This is a genomic window from Pseudomonas guariconensis (assembly GCF_015680235.1).
Lineage (GTDB): Bacteria > Pseudomonadota > Gammaproteobacteria > Pseudomonadales > Pseudomonadaceae > Aquipseudomonas > Aquipseudomonas guariconensis_A.
The window spans coordinates 1-13,125 of record NZ_JADLJL010000060.1 but is presented as its reverse complement, the minus strand read 5'-3'; the positions used below and the strand labels follow the sequence as shown (position 1 = coordinate 13,125).

Sequence of the window (13,125 nt, the reverse complement as noted above, 5' to 3'; positions counted from 1 at the left end):
GCCAGCGGCTTTTGCCTACTTTTGCCCAAGAGCAAAAGTAGGTCGCCGTAAAGGCGAAAAGGTGAGTGAGCGCCGCCATGGCGAATGGATACTTCGCCACTTTCAATGCAGTCGATTCTTAGAAACTGTTGGTTTTGACGTAAGCGCAAAGTCCGTTTGCGGTGGCAAGGCTTCTACTCGGCCTCCTGACGTCACATTTGGCGATGTCTGGCTATCGCGCATCACAAGCAAGCGCAAGCAGAACACCTTGAACGAGATGACTCTAAGCAAAGACAGCCCAACGAGGTCGTCATCGTGACCCGACAGTGCATTGCCCCGCCCACCACACCCGCCCAGGCCCTGACCTTGCTGGCATTGGCCATGACCACGGTGCTGGCCTCCGGCATCATGCCCCGGCACCGCGCCGACTGGCTGATGGAAAACATCGTCCCGCTGGCTCTGGTGCTGGCCCTGGTCGTCGGCTGGCGCTGGCTGCGCCTGTCACGGCAGGCCTACCTGTCGATCCTGCTGTTACTCGTCGTGCATGAACTGGGTGCGCATTACACCTATGCCGAAGTGCCTTACGACCGTTGGTGGCAGGCATGGTTCGACCAGTCGTTGAACGCTGCCTTGGGCTGGCAACGCAACCAGTACGATCGGCTGGTGCACCTGAGCTACGGCCTGCTGTTCTACCGACCGCTGCGCGAAACGCTATGGCGCCTGACACCCCTGCGCGGGGCTTGGCTGGCGTTTCTGGCGTTGAACCTGGTACTCGCCACCTCGGCGTTGTACGAACTGATCGAATGGGTCGGTGGCCAATACGTGGGGACCGACACGGCCCGCGCGTTCGTCGCCACCCAACGCGACCCTTGGGATGCGCAGAAAGACATGGCGCTGGCGCTGGGCGGTGCGCTGGCCAGCCTTGCGTTGGGCGCATTGCTGGGTGTTCGACCGCCCAAGTAATACCGTGGAACATCCCGCGCCGCCCTGGCGTCTCCCGGGTATAGGAAGACGATCCAGAGGAGCTCCCCATGCCTGCCCCCGCCAAGACTCGCGAAGCCGCCGACAATGCGCTGCTGACGTTGCTGCGCCGCCATGGCGAGCCGCTGCCGAATATCGATGCGCCGTTGTTCGGCGCATTTTTCGACCGTTTTGCTGACGCCAAGGTGGTGCTGATCGGCGAAGCCAGCCACGGCACCCGGGAGTTCTACCGGGCCCGGGCCGCCATCACCCGGCGGCTGGTCGAGCGGCACGGTTTCACCATCGTCGCGGTGGAAGCCGACTGGCCTGATGCCGGGCAGCTCGACCGCAAGGTACGTGGCCTGGGGGCCGCTCCCACCCGCGACCCAGCGTTCTCGCGATTTCCCAGCTGGATGTGGCGCAACGCCGAGGTGCGCGAGTTCATCCATTGGCTGCAGGGCCACAACCAGGCCAAGGCGGCTGAGGCGCGGGTCGAATTTCGTGGCCTGGACATCTACAGCCTGCGCAACTCCATGGCCGAGGTGCTGGCCTACCTGGACCGCACCGACACCGAGCTGGCCCGCGAGGCACGCCAGCGCTACGGTTGCCTGACCCCGTGGCAGGACGACCCGGCCCTGTATGGGCATTTCGTCGAACGCGGTGGCCAGGTGCCGTGCGAAGAGGCGGTGGTGCAGCAGCTCAACAGCCTGCTGGCCGAACGTCTGGCGCGTCTGGCCCATGACGGCGAGGCCTTTTTCAACGCCACCCAGAACGCCCGCGTGGTGCGGGCCGCCGAACAATACTACCGGGCCATGTACCGTGGCTCGGCGGCCTCCTGGAACCTGCGCGACACCCATATGTTCGACACCCTGCGGGCGTTGCTCGCCCATCGTGGCGCAGGGGCCAAGGCAGTGGTATGGGCGCACAATTCCCATATCGGCAACGCCGCCGCCACTCAGATGGGCTGGCGTGGCGAGCTCAACCTGGGCCAGTTGTGCCGCACCGCCTTCGGCCAAGAGGCGGTATTGATCGGCATGAGTACCGACCGAGGCCAGGTGGCCGCTGCCGATGACTGGGATGGCCCGGTGCGGATCAAGCAGGTCCTGCCCTCACGCCCGGACAGCTGGGAGCGCCGTTTCCTCGATGCCGGCATTCCGGCCTCGTTGACCGACTGGCGCGGGGAGGGCACGCAGGCATTGCGCGAGGCCCTGGCCGAACCCTTGCTCGAGCGTGCCATCGGCGTCATCTACCGCCCGGCCACCGAGCGCCAGAGCCATTATTTCGAAGCGTCTCTGGCCGATCAGTTCGATGCGCTGGTGTGGATCGAGCAGACCGCTGCCGTCACACCGTTGCCGGTGCCCGAAAGCGCCAGCCATGAGGAAGACACCTTCCCGTTCGGAGTCTGATGCCATGAATACCTATTTTTCCCAGCACCCCATGTTCAAAGACCGCCGCCAGGCCGGGCGCGCCTTGGCCCAGGCGCTCCAGTCGCGGGTGCAAGACCAGCCGCTGGTACTCGCCTTGCCCCGTGGCGGTGTGCCGGTGGCCTACGAAGTGGCCAAGGCATTGGCCGCACCGCTGGACGTGGTCCTGGTGCGCAAGATCGGCGCACCGGGCAACGAGGAGTTCGCCATCGGTGCCGTGGCCGAGGGCAGCCCGCCTTACTGCGTGGCCGACCAAGCGATGATGGCGCTGTTCGGTGCCTCCCAGGATTGGTTCGACGCCGAGCGTGATCGGCAACTGGAGGAAATCCAGCGGCGGCGCCGAGCCTACTGCGCAAGTCGTCCAGCCCCTGATGTGACGGGCCGTGAAGTGGTGTTGGTGGATGACGGCATCGCCACCGGCAGCACCGCCCGCGCAGCCTTGCTGGCCCTGGCCGCCGCCGGACCGTCGCGCCTGCTGTTCGCCGCTCCGGTGGGCGCGCGAGAGGCAGTGGCGATGCTGCGGCCCTTGGTCGATGAGCTGGTGTGCCTGGAAATGCCCGAGCCGTTTCGCGCGGTGGGGCTGCACTATGACCGGTTCGACCAGACGGGGGATGACGAAGTGGTGAGGTTGCTGGCAGGCAGTATGTCCGGCTGAGCGGCGCCCGCCAGACAAGGCGCGTGGTCGGGTTTCCATGGCTATCCCGGCAAAGCCGATTATTCTTCAACAGACCTTGCTGCGATCCTGGGCGGCTCGCCCTGTCGTGCTTCGCGCAACCTTGCAAAACCCACGGCCTGGGTGCATTGGTGAATGGGTAGTAGGGCACCTTCGGCCTATCGCCCATAGACGGAGGCAACCCATGGCGGTCATCGACAGCACGTCCTCAGGCAGCAGTGCACCCCAGCGCGGCATCACCCGGGAGGAGCGCAAGGTCATCTTCGCCTCGTCCCTGGGCACCGTATTCGAATGGTATGACTTCTACCTCTACGGCTCCCTGGCCGCGATCATCGCCAAGCATTTCTTCGCCGGGGTCAACGAGACCACCTCGTTCATCTTCGCCTTGCTGGCCTTCGCCGCAGGCTTTGCCGTGCGCCCGTTCGGTGCCATCGTGTTCGGCCGCCTGGGCGATATGATCGGGCGCAAGCATACCTTCCTCATCACCATCGTCATCATGGGCTTGTCCACGGCCGTGGTCGGCGTGCTGCCCAGCTATGCGAGCATCGGTGTGGCGGCGCCGATCATCCTCATCAGCCTACGCTTGCTGCAAGGCCTGGCGCTGGGCGGCGAATACGGCGGCGCCGCGACCTATGTGGCCGAGCATGCGCCCAAGGGCAAGCGGGGTTTCTTCACCTCGTGGATCCAGACCACCGCCACCCTCGGGCTGTTCCTGTCGCTGCTGGTGATCATGGCGTGCCGCACGGCGCTCGGGCCGGAGGCCTTCGAGGCCTGGGGCTGGCGCATTCCGTTCGTGCTGTCGATCCTGCTGCTGGCGATTTCGGTATATATCCGCCTGCAACTCAACGAGTCGCCGGTCTTCATGAAGATGAAGGCCGAAGGCAAGGCGTCCAAGGCGCCGCTGACCGAGTCGTTCGCCCGCTGGGACAACCTCAAGGTGGTGATCATGGCGTTGCTCGGCGGTACCGCGGGGCAGGCGGTGGTGTGGTACACCGGGCAGTTCTACGCGCTGTTCTTCCTGCTGCAGATGCTCAAGATCGATCCCCAGGCCGCCAATCTGCTGATCGCAGGTTCGCTGTTGATCGGGACGCCGTTCTTCGTGCTGTTCGGCAGCCTGTCGGACCGTATCGGGCGCAAGAAGATCATCATGGCCGGTTGCATCATCGCCGCGCTGACCTACTTCCCGATTTTCAAGGCGTTGACCGAGTACGGCAATCCGGACGTGTTCGTAGCCCAAGAGCAGAACCCAGTGGTGGTGGTCGCCGACCCCGATCAATGCGCGTTCCAGTTCGACCCGGTGGGCAAGGCGCGCTTCACCAGCTCCTGCGACATCGCCAAGAGCCTGCTGGCCAAGCGTGCGATTCCCTATTCCAATGAAGACGCCGAGCCCGGCAGCGTGGCGCAGGTGCGCATCGGTGCCCGGGTGATCCCAAGCTTCGAAGGTGTCGGGCTGGCAGCGGCGGACTTCAAGGCCCAGGGCGACACCTTCACCGCCACCTTGGGCGCCGCGCTCAAGGAAGCAGGCTACCCCGAGAAGGCCGACCCGGCGAAGATCCACTACCCGATGGTGTTGTTGTTGCTGACGCTCCTGGTGATCTACGTGACCATGGTCTACGGCCCAATCGCCGCCTGGCTGGTCGAGTTGTTCCCGGCGCGCATCCGCTATACCTCCATGTCGCTGCCATACCACATCGGCAATGGCTGGTTCGGCGGCTTCCTGCCGACCGTGGCGTTTGCCATGGTGGCGGCGACGGGCGACATCTACTACGGGTTGTGGTACCCGATCGTGATCGCGGTGATGACTGCGGTGCTGGGGATCTTCTTCCTGCCCGAGACCAAGGACAGGGATATCCATCACGCGTGAGGGGCTGCTGCACAGCCATTGCGGGCAAGCCTGCTCCCACAGGGGGGGCGGCGCTAGCCGCTTGTTCCCTGCGCGACAGCGCAGCCCGGAAGGGCTGGTGATCTCCCATAGGGACCTGCGCTGTGCAGGAGGTCCCCATTTTCTGGGGGCGCGGGCTCGTTCTGCGACAAGGCGTGTCGCCTAGTCGAAACAACCTCGCAAGGCATAGCGATAGCCGATATCGACGCCTGCGCAATCACCCCGGATGTGGGTCTTGTTCAGCACGAACTCGAACGCCGGCTCGTACAGCCCGTCGCGCAGCACCGCGCCTGCCAGTACCTCGACGTGGTACCAACCGTTGTCCAGCTCGATGATTGGCCGGCCCGGTTGCTGGTAGCGTGCCAGCAGGTCGCCCAAGGCCTTGTGGGTGAAGTGCTGCAGGATGCGCCAGGTGAACAGCATCAGCGCGCGGTGCTGCACCTGCAGCACATAGCCCGGGCGGCGGTGCTTCAGGCGACTGCCGGTGGCGAGCAGCGCGGGGGGGCCTCGTCGAGGCTGAAGATGATCCGGTAGGGCAGGTTCTCGACCCCGGCCAGCGGCAGGACGATGCCGTCGAACACCGCCTGGTCGCCGACGTCGCTGCTGGTGAACGCCCCGGCCAGGTCGTCAGGCAGGTCGTGTTCTTCCTTGTAGCGTTGCAGCAACTGGATATCGCCGAGGATGAAATAGTCGACCAGGTCGTTGAGTACTTCGCTGAATTCATAGCGCATGGGTTTTCCTTGTTATGGCTGCGCTTGTTACGGGAACCGGCACTTTAGCGGAAGACTTGATGGCATTCACTTCGGGCGTGGTGTTCAGTGACGCTGGGCGATCTGGATCAGGTTACCGCAGGTGTCGTCGAACACCGCCACGGTCACCGGTCCCATGGCGGTCGGCGGCTGGGTGAAGTGCACGCCTGCGGCGCACAGCCGGGTATATTCGGCCTGGATGTCGCGCACACCAAACGAGGTGGCGGGGATGCCATCGGCCTTGAGGGCGGCCTTGTAGGTCTTGGCGGCGGGGTGGGCATCGGGCTCGATCAGCAGCTCCACACCGTTGGGGTCGTTGGGCGAGGTCAGGGTCAGCCAGCGGTGCTTGCCCATGGGGATGTCGTGCTTGGGCTCGAAGCCCAGCACATAGTGATAGAAGGCCAGGGCCTTGGCCTGGTCGTCGACCAGGATGCTGGTAATCACGATTTTCATAAGCACGTCCGTTCGGCAGGCGGTTACCTGCAAGTAAAGACGTTCTACGTGTGTTCACCACCCCGCTCCGAGAGACCTTGTAGGAACGGGTTCGTCCTGCGATGCAATACTGGCCCGATCGCGGGACAAGCCCGCTCCCACAGGTTTTGTGCCTGGCCGTCGCGGTGCTGGTACCGGCCTTGTGGGAGCGGGCTTGCCCCCCCGATCAAGGGTGAAGCCCTTGCCAGGCTCGCGCACTTGCAGGGCCACCCCGCTCGGGTGGTCAGTGTTTGCGCAGGAACGCCAGCAGATGCTGGTTGACCTGCTCGGCCGCCTCCATCTGCACCATGTGCCCGATACCGGGTATCACCACCGCCTCAGCCTCCAGCCCCTGGGCATGCCTGACCGGGATGATCGCATCCTCGGCCCCCCAGATCACCATCACCGGCAGGCTCCCGAGCACGCTGCGCAGGTCGTGCCGCTGCCGGTCGCCGTCGGCTATAGCCGTGGCCAGCTGGCGTAAGGCGTTGTCCACGCCCTCCAGGCGCTTGAACTTGAGCATGTCGTCGAGCATCTGCCGGGTGACCAGGCCCGGGTCGGCGAACAGCTGGCTCATCTGCGGCTTGAGTGCGTTGCGGCTGCCGGCCTCGACGAAACCTTGCAGGTAGCGCCCATTGATCGCTTCGCCGAGGCCCGCGCTGGCCACCAAGCCCAGGCTGGCCACTCGCTGGGGCGCCAGGCGTGTCAGGTTCAGGCTCACTGCGCCGCCCATGGAGTGGCCGACCAAGTGGGCCCGGGGAATCTCAAGGTGGTCGAGCAGGGCCAGTACGGCTTCGCTCAGCTCATCCAGATCGCCCCGTTGCAGAGCCTTGGCTGACTCGCCGTGGCCGGGCAGGTCCAGGGCGATGACCCGGCGTTCGGCGGCCAGGGCCGGGTGGTTGAACAGCCAGTTGTTGAGGTCGCCGCCGAAACCATGCACCAGCACCAAGGGCGTGCCGCCTTCGCCGAGTTCGAACCAGCGCAGCAGACGGCCGGCGATCTCAGCCTTCTGCGGGGCTGGGCCCTGGGCCTGTTCGGCACCGCCCTGGGCAACGAACTCGGCCTGGAACCGCTGCACCACTGCGTCGATCTGGGCTTCATCGGCTTCGCCTTCCACCACCACGGCGAGCAGGGCACCCACCGGCAGGGTTTCGTCAGGGCGCGCCACCAGGCGGCGCAGCACGCCGCTGAAGGGGGCCTCGACGCTGCTGCTGATCTTGTCGGTCTCCACGTCCAGCACTTCGTCGCCCTTGACGATTTCGTCGCCTTCCTCTTTGAGCCAGGCGTCCACTCGGCCCTCGGTCATCGACAGGCCCCACTTGGGCATGGTCAGGGTATGGATCTGGCTCATGCGGCGCTCCTCGCGGCTTCGATCACCTTGTGTACGGCGGCTTCGATCTTCGCCGCGTCGGGGATGTACAGGTCTTCCAGGGCATCGGAGAACGGCACCGGCGTATGCGGCGCGGTGACCATCTCGATCGGGCCCTTGAGGGCGCCGAAGGCCTTCTGCGCGACCAGGGCGCTGATGTCGGTGGCCATCGAGCAGCGCGGGTTGGCTTCATCGATCACCACCAGGCGACCGGTCTTCTCCACGCTCTCGAGGATGCTGTCCTCGTCCATCGGGCTTGTGGTGCGCAGGTCCAGCACTTCGCAGTCGATACCCTGGCGGGCGAGGTTGACAGCGGCTTCCATCGCCACATGGACCATGCGCCCATAGGTGACCAGGGTCACGTCGTCACCGTCGCGCAGGAAGTTGGCCTCGCCGAACGGTACGCTGTAGACCTCCTCGGGGACTTCGCCCTGCATGCCGTAGAGCAGCTTGTGTTCGCAGAAGATCACCGGGTCGTTGTCGCGGATCGCCTGGATCAACAGGCCCTTGGCGTCGTAGGGCGAAGAGGGGCAGACCACCTTCAGGCCCGGAATATGGGTCCACAGCGAAGTGAGCATCTGCGAGTGCTGGGCCGCGGCGCGCAGGCCGGCCCCGTACATGGTGCGCATGACCAGTGGGGTGACGGCCTTGCCGCCGAACATGTAGCGGAACTTGGCCGCCTGGTTGAGGATCTGGTCCAGGCAGCAGCCGGCGAAGTCGACGAACATCAGTTCGCACACCGGGCGCAGGCCTTGGGTCGCGGCACCGACGGCTGCGCCCACGTAGCCGATTTCGGACAGCGGCGCATCGAGCACTCGGCCGGGGAACTGATGGTAGAGGCCCTTGGTGACCCCGAGCACGCCGCCCCAGGCATCTTCCTCGCCGGGCGCACCCGCGCCGCCGGCGACATCCTCGCCGATGATGAACACGCTGGTGTCACGGCGCATTTCCTGGGCCAGGGCTTCGTTGATGGCCTGCTGGTAGCTGATCTTTCTTGCCATGGTGGTTCTCCTGTTGTTCTTGTTGTCCGGCCTTACGGGTAGCTGACGTAGACGTCGCTGAGCAGGTCGGCGGGCTGTGGCTTGGGGTCGGACTTGGCGCGGCGCACGGCGTCTTCGATCAGGTCCTCGACCCGGGCGTCGATGGCGTCGAGCTGCTCGTGGCTCAACAGGCCGGCGCGGGTGGTCTTGTTGCGAAACTGCAGCAGGCAGTCGCGGCTTTCGCGCAGGTTCTTCACCTCGTCCGGGGCGCGGTAGGTCTGGGCGTCGCCTTCGAAGTGGCCGTAGTAGCGGCTGAGCTTGACCTCGATCAGCGACGGGCCTTGCCCCGCGCGAGCACGCTCGATGGCAGCGCCGGCGGCTTCGTGCACGGCGAAGAAGTCGAAGCCATCGATGGTCACCCCCGGCATGCCGAACCCGGCGGCGCGGTCGGCGATATGGTCGCAAGCCACCGACCAGGTCGAAGCGGTAGCCTCGGCGTAGCCATTGTTCTCGGCGACGAAGATGCACGGCAGGTTCATGATCGACGCCAGGTTCATCGCCTCGAACACCGCGCCTTCGTTGGAGGCGCCGTCGCCGAAGAAGGCCACCGATACATCGTCTCGGCCCTTGATTTTCGCCGCCAGGGCGGCGCCGGCCACCAGGGGCGCACCGGCACCGACGATGCCGTTGGCGCCGAGCATGCCTTTCTCCAGGTCGGCGATGTGCATCGAGCCGCCCTTGCCGCCACACACGCCGGTCTTCTTGCCATAGATTTCCGCCATCATGCCGTACACATCGACCCCCTTGGCGATGCAATGGCCGTGGCCACGGTGGGTCGAGGCGATGCAGTCGCTGTCGCGCAGGTGGGCCATCACCCCGGCGGCGGAGGCTTCCTCGCCGGCGTACAGGTGGACGAAGCCGGGAATCTCGCCGGTGGCGAACTCCACGTGCAGGCGTTCCTCGAAGGCGCGGATGGTGCGCATCACTTCATAGGCATGCAGCAACTGCTCGGAATTCAATTGGGTGGACATCTTGTTGTTCTCCAGGGTTGTCTCAACACAGGGTTGCAGCGAGGCGCCGATGGTCCCTCGGGACCGCCAGCAGGTGATGTCGGGCGGCATAGGCCAGTACGGCCTCGACGTCTACGGTCAGCGGGCCGTTGGCGTCGAGGGTGACGGTGGGGGTGTCGTGCTCGGCGAATTCGATCTCCCGCTCGCCGTCCAGGGCCAAGGTGCCGCAGGCCAGGCTCAGGGGGTAGGCGATGCCCGGCTCGAGCCGCCCCGAGGCGCCGATGCCGCAGCCTTGCAGCAGGCCGGGGGCCAGCGGGGTGAGCAGCGTATGTTGGGCGTGCGGGTCCAGGTGTACCCAGGCGCCGTGAGGGTCCAGGCGCGATACCGGGCACCACAACCCGCATAGCGCGGAAAGGCCGATGGCATGGGGCTCGGCGAAGCAGGCGAAGACCTCGGTCAGGTCTTCGCTGCGAGAGAGTGCACGGGCGCCGATGAAGCGTTGGGGCGACACGGCCACCTCCACCAGCGCCCATTCGCATACGCCCTGTTCGGGTACCCGCACCAGCAGGCGCTTGTTGCGACGCAGGCCGATGCCGGCGGGCACTCGGCCACTGGCTTGCAACCCTCCGGCCAGGCCGGCGCTGGTGGCCTCGCGCAGTTCGGGGAAGGCGTTGTTGGTGCCGGTGGACAGCGTCAGCAGCGGCACATCCCCGGCTTCGGCGGCCACGGCCTTATGGGTGCCGTCACCGCCGAGCACGGCGATCATCGCCACGCCTCGGTCGACCATGTGGCGCGTGGCCAGGCGTGTATCGGCGACGGTCTGGGTCAGTGGCAGGTCGAGGATCTCCAGGGTCGGCCAGCGCTGGTCTTGTGCCATTGGGCCTTGACTGGCCTTGAGCACTGCGGCGGCAATTCCGGTCATGTCGCTGGGCAGCAGCACCTGGGCGATGCCCGTGGCACCGAAGGCGGCCAGCAGGCGTTGGATGGTCGAGGCCTTGTCGGTGCTGGAATAGAGGCCGGCAGTGGCGGTCAGGCGGCGCAGGTCGCGACCGGAGGCCGGGTTGGCGATGATGCCGATGGTCGGGGCAGGTTGCGTCATGGCGCACCTCGGTTCTTGTTTGCCAGGGCAGGAGCAAGGGCAGTGCCAGCTTTGTTCGACGGGCTCGAGATAGCCGTGCCAGAGCGGCTACGCCCGGTGCGCGATGCCGCTCGGGCAGTGCCGAGCGAGACGCCCGGTGCCAGCCTGGTGAGGTGCAGGGCGAGACGCTGAGACGCAGCGTCTCAGGCGTACCGATGATCACGCCGCGCTTGTCGGAGACTTCGTCGAGGCGCTTAATGGCCGCACAACGACAAGAACACGAGAACCGGAGGCCCGATGCTTGCCGCGAACTCCCGAGCCCATGTCGACTGCGTCAGCCGTGTGCTGAAGAACGCCGACCGCTTGCCCCAGGCACCGGTACCGACGCTGATCCTCGACTCGTGGCGCCGTTCCATGGAGCTGTACCGCCTGGACCCTGGCTCCCTGCAGGGGCCGCGTATCCTGTCCCAGGACGTGCTCAACGAGTGCCGCGAGCGCGCCGAGCTGTTCCTGCGCATCGCCAGCGATGCCGTGGCCCGGTTGCACGAGCGGGTGCGCGGCGCCGACTACTGCGTACTGCTCACCGATGCCCAGGGGCGCACCATCGACTACCGGGTGGAGTCGGCCATCCGCAATGACTGTCGCAAGGCCGGGCTGTACCTGGGCACCTGCTGGTCGGAAGGTGAGGAGGGCACTTGTGGGGTTGCCGCCGTGTTGACCAGCAAGGCGCCGATCACCGTGCACAAACGCGACCACTTCCGCGCCGCCTTTATCGGCCTGACCTGCAGCGCAGCCCCGGTGTTCGACCCCCAGGGCGAATTGTTGGGTGTGGTGGACGTGTCGGCCTTGCAGTCCCCCGACGACCGGCGCAGCCAGCACTTGATCCGCCAATTGGTGGAGCAGACCGCGCGGGAGATCGAGAATGCCTTCTTCATGCACAGCGCCCAAGGCCATTGGGTGATGCGCGCCCATGGCACGCCAGGTTACGTGGAAAGCCAGCCGGATTACCTGTTGGCCTGGGACGCCGACGGCCGCCTGCAGGCGATCAACAGCCTGGCGCGCCAGCGTTTGCTGGAGCGCCTGGGGCGTTTACCGGGGCATATCGGCGAGTTGTTCGACCTCGACCAACTGCGCCGGGCCAGCGACGCGTCGGCCCAGCACTTGCCGGGTTGGGGTGGGCTCTACGGCCGGGTCAGCGCGCCCCAGCGCCGGGCCCGGACGGTGTTGCCCCAGCAGGCCCAGGACGCGCGCATCGAACAGCACCTGCGCCTGGCCACGCGGGTCAAGGACTGCAATCTGGCCGTGCTGGTACTGGGCGAGACCGGCGTGGGCAAGGAGGTCTTCGCCCGCCAGGTGCACCAGCAAAGCCTGCGGCGTGACGGCCCGTTCGTGACGCTCAACTGCGCGGCGATCCCGGAGAGCCTGATCGAAAGCGAGCTGTTCGGCTACGTGGCCGGGGCGTTCACCGGGGCTTCGAACAAGGGCATGCAGGGCCTGTTGCAGCAGGCCGATGGCGGCACCTTGTTCCTCGACGAGATCGGCGATATGCCGCTGAACCTGCAGACCCGCCTGCTGCGCGTGCTGGCCGAGGGCGAAGTGGCGCCCTTGGGCGCGGCACGGCGCCAACGGGTGGACCTGCAGGTGATCTGCGCCACCCACCGGGACCTGGCGGCGATGGTGGCCGATGGGCGTTTTCGCGAGGACCTGTACTTCCGCCTGGCCAATGCCCGTTTCGAGTTGCCACCGCTGCGTGAGCGGGACGACCGCCTGGGGTTGATCCAGCGCTTGCTGGCCGAAGAAGCCCAGGCCTGTGGCGTCGACGCCAGGCTGACAGATGCCGCGCTGGAGGCGCTGCTGACCTATCGCTGGCCCGGCAACTTGCGCCAGTTGCGCCAGGTGCTGCGCTACGCCTGTGCGGTGTGCGAGGGTGGGCAGGTGATGCCTGAGGATCTGCCTGAAGAAGTGCGTGGTGCCGGTTCCAGCTCCAGCGAGTCGGTTGCTTCCAGCCCTGCGCGGCAGCTGCTGCTCGATGCCCTGATCCGCCATCGCTGGAAGCCGGCGGAGGCGGCGCGGGCGCTTGGCATTTCCCGCGCGACCTTGTATCGGAGGGTGCATGAGCACCGTATCGAGATGCCGAGGATGAAGCTATAGATTCACTTGGCAAGGTTTGCGTGATCCTGTAGGAACGGGCTTGTGCCGCGATGGGCTGCGCCCGATGTTTTGTCGACTCGTTGGTATTGATTTAAGCGAACAGTCCGTTTGCCATGGCGAATGGATATTTCGCTATTTTCAATGCAGTCGATAAATTGTTGGTTTTGACGTAAGCGCGAAGTCCATTTGCGATGGCGACGCTGAGTCACCTTTCCGCCTTTACGGCGGGTCACTTTTTGTCAAACGCGACAAAAAGTAACCAAAAAACGCTGGCTCCTGCATCCGGCCCCTGCGCTGCGCTCCGGGGGTCCCTCGCTCCAGCCTTGCTCCGGCGGGGCGCGGCGAAGGGCCATCCATGGCCCTGCGCCGCTTGCCAGGCATCCATGCCTGGCACCCACC

The 13,125-nt window shown here is 65.8% G+C and carries 11 protein-coding genes and 1 pseudogene; 6 read left to right on the top strand and 6 right to left on the bottom strand.

Annotated elements, in window-relative coordinates; translation table 11 throughout:
- The 5 genes from IRZ56_RS23205 to IRZ56_RS22605 all read left to right on the top strand — a co-directional run.
- On the top strand, positions 1-298 hold a 298-nt coding region (locus tag IRZ56_RS23205; RefSeq protein ID WP_230390499.1), incomplete at its 5' end, for a hypothetical protein.
- Complete coding sequence (locus IRZ56_RS22620) at positions 295-942, top strand: DUF2238 domain-containing protein (protein WP_328312084.1); 648 nt, start codon at positions 295-297, stop codon at positions 940-942. The genes IRZ56_RS23205 and IRZ56_RS22620, both read left to right, overlap by 4 nt.
- Positions 943-1,010: 68 nt before the next feature.
- Entirely contained in the window at positions 1,011-2,345 is a 1,335-nt protein-coding gene (locus tag IRZ56_RS22615) for an erythromycin esterase family protein (protein WP_196146981.1), read from the top strand.
- Between the two features lie 4 nt (positions 2,346-2,349).
- A complete protein-coding gene (locus IRZ56_RS22610; protein WP_196146980.1) occupies positions 2,350-3,018 on the top strand; it encodes a phosphoribosyltransferase in 669 nt (222 codons plus the stop codon).
- 202 nt (positions 3,019-3,220) lie between these two features.
- Complete coding sequence (locus IRZ56_RS22605; protein WP_196146979.1) at positions 3,221-4,900, top strand: MFS transporter; 1,680 nt, start codon at positions 3,221-3,223, stop codon at positions 4,898-4,900.
- A gap of 180 nt (positions 4,901-5,080) precedes the next feature.
- Here IRZ56_RS22605 and IRZ56_RS23325 read toward each other — a convergent pair.
- The 6 genes and pseudogenes from IRZ56_RS23325 to IRZ56_RS22575 form a co-directional block, all read right to left on the bottom strand.
- Positions 5,081-5,649, bottom strand: a pseudogene (locus tag IRZ56_RS23325) (hypothetical protein).
- 84 nt (positions 5,650-5,733) lie between these two features.
- Positions 5,734-6,120 (bottom strand): VOC family protein, encoded by a 387-nt coding sequence (locus tag IRZ56_RS22595; RefSeq protein WP_196146978.1) that lies wholly within the window; start codon positions 6,118-6,120, stop codon positions 5,734-5,736.
- Between the two features lie 262 nt (positions 6,121-6,382).
- Positions 6,383-7,489, bottom strand: a complete 1,107-nt coding sequence (locus tag IRZ56_RS22590) for an acetoin dehydrogenase dihydrolipoyllysine-residue acetyltransferase subunit (protein WP_196146977.1) — start codon at positions 7,487-7,489, stop codon at positions 6,383-6,385.
- Positions 7,486-8,508: an alpha-ketoacid dehydrogenase subunit beta gene (locus IRZ56_RS22585; protein WP_196146976.1), complete on the bottom strand. Its 1,023-nt coding sequence runs from the start codon at positions 8,506-8,508 to the stop codon at positions 7,486-7,488. The genes IRZ56_RS22590 and IRZ56_RS22585 overlap by 4 nt, the downstream gene beginning before the upstream one ends.
- Before the next feature lie 32 nt (positions 8,509-8,540).
- On the bottom strand, positions 8,541-9,518 hold the full coding sequence (locus tag IRZ56_RS22580; protein WP_196146975.1) for a thiamine pyrophosphate-dependent dehydrogenase E1 component subunit alpha: 978 nt from the start codon (positions 9,516-9,518) through the stop codon (positions 8,541-8,543).
- A gap of 22 nt (positions 9,519-9,540) precedes the next feature.
- On the bottom strand, positions 9,541-10,596 hold the full coding sequence (locus IRZ56_RS22575) for an ATP-NAD kinase family protein (protein WP_196146974.1): 1,056 nt from the start codon (positions 10,594-10,596) through the stop codon (positions 9,541-9,543).
- A gap of 276 nt (positions 10,597-10,872) precedes the next feature.
- Here IRZ56_RS22575 and IRZ56_RS22570 point away from each other — a divergent pair, with 276 nt between their 5' ends.
- Complete coding sequence (locus tag IRZ56_RS22570) at positions 10,873-12,726, top strand: sigma-54-dependent Fis family transcriptional regulator (RefSeq protein ID WP_196146973.1); 1,854 nt, start codon at positions 10,873-10,875, stop codon at positions 12,724-12,726.
- The last annotated feature ends 399 nt before the right edge of the window (positions 12,727-13,125 follow it).

Excerpts from the sequence above, each read along its gene's own strand:
- IRZ56_RS22605 (WP_196146979.1), top strand. The coding sequence starts at position 3,221 with ATGGCGGTCATCGACAGCACGTCCTCAGGCAGCAGTGCACCCCAGCGC.
- IRZ56_RS22575 (WP_196146974.1), bottom strand. The coding sequence starts at position 10,596 with ATGACGCAACCTGCCCCGACCATCGGCATCATCGCCAACCCGGCCTCC.
- IRZ56_RS22615 (WP_196146981.1), top strand. The coding sequence starts at position 1,011 with ATGCCTGCCCCCGCCAAGACTCGCGAAGCCGCCGACAATGCGCTGCTG.
- IRZ56_RS22590 (WP_196146977.1), bottom strand. The coding sequence starts at position 7,489 with ATGAGCCAGATCCATACCCTGACCATGCCCAAGTGGGGCCTGTCGATG.
- IRZ56_RS22610 (WP_196146980.1), top strand. The coding sequence starts at position 2,350 with ATGAATACCTATTTTTCCCAGCACCCCATGTTCAAAGACCGCCGCCAG.
- IRZ56_RS22595 (WP_196146978.1), bottom strand. The coding sequence starts at position 6,120 with ATGAAAATCGTGATTACCAGCATCCTGGTCGACGACCAGGCCAAGGCC.
- IRZ56_RS22580 (WP_196146975.1), bottom strand. The coding sequence starts at position 9,518 with ATGTCCACCCAATTGAATTCCGAGCAGTTGCTGCATGCCTATGAAGTG.
- IRZ56_RS22570 (WP_196146973.1), top strand. The coding sequence starts at position 10,873 with ATGCTTGCCGCGAACTCCCGAGCCCATGTCGACTGCGTCAGCCGTGTG.
- IRZ56_RS22585 (WP_196146976.1), bottom strand. The coding sequence starts at position 8,508 with ATGGCAAGAAAGATCAGCTACCAGCAGGCCATCAACGAAGCCCTGGCC.